The following is a 794-nucleotide window of genomic DNA, read 5'->3' as shown; positions in this document are numbered from 1 at the left end:
TTGTAGAGGTCGACGAGCAGGCAGACGTAGTTCCACGAGGCCCCGACGCGCACGTAGGTCAGGTCGCTGCATATATGGGTGCGCGGCGCCCTGCCGCCGAAGCCGCGCGCGACGACGTTGGGCACGTCGGCCTCGTTGACCGCCCCGGGGTGCACCTTGAACCTCTTCCTGCCGTATGCGCTGACCAGGCCGTTCTCCCTCATGATGCGGCAGACCCGGCGCCGGCTGACGGTGACGCCCGACCTCTCGAGCGACGCCTTTATCTTGCGCGAGCCGTACCGGCCCTTGCTGGCGGCGTGGGCCGCGACCACGGCCGGCGCGGCGGGGTCCGGCGCGGCGGGCCGGTCGGCCCGCGAGCGCATGGAGTAGTACGTCGACCTCGCGACGCCGAGGAGCCTGCACTGCGCTGATATGGGGTAGCGGCCCTCGTTGGCCGCTATGGCCCTCACTTTCGAGCGTATATCAGCGCCGCTTGTTTTAAGACGTCGACCTCCATCCGGAGCCTGCGGTTCTCGCGCTCGAGCTCCAGGATCCGGTTCTGCTCGGGCGTGCGGTTGTCCGCGGCGCGCGGCGAGCCGGTCGCGTTTATCGACTTGATCCACCTCTCCACGGTGCTCTTGCCGAGGTCGTACTCGTCCATGATCTCGCGCTTGGGCTTGCCGGCGTTGTAGAGGTCGACTATCTGCCTCTTGAACTCGTCGGTGAAATGCCTCGGGTGCCTGGGGTCCCTCATATACGGCCCTCCCGTCTCCTGCGCCCCTCCCGGAACTGTCCACATCAGTGTAGCCAATCCA

General features: G+C 67.1%; 2 protein-coding genes. Both read right to left on the bottom strand.

What is annotated here, in order from left to right; genetic code table 11:
* Positions 1 to 362: IS3 family transposase (locus ACQRAQ_RS08610; protein WP_427794555.1), on the bottom strand; the 362-nt coding region annotated here is incomplete at its 3' end.
* A gap of 83 nt (positions 363 to 445) precedes the next feature.
* A partial coding sequence (locus ACQRAQ_RS08605; protein WP_240128794.1) for a transposase occupies positions 446 to 794 on the bottom strand: 349 nt, incomplete at its 5' end.

It is taken from the genome of Collinsella sp. SGI.178 (genome assembly GCF_050313495.1).
Classification (GTDB): domain Bacteria; phylum Actinomycetota; class Coriobacteriia; order Coriobacteriales; family Coriobacteriaceae; genus Collinsella.
Note: the sequence above shows the minus strand (reverse complement) of the source record. Positions and strands in the feature narration are given on the sequence as shown.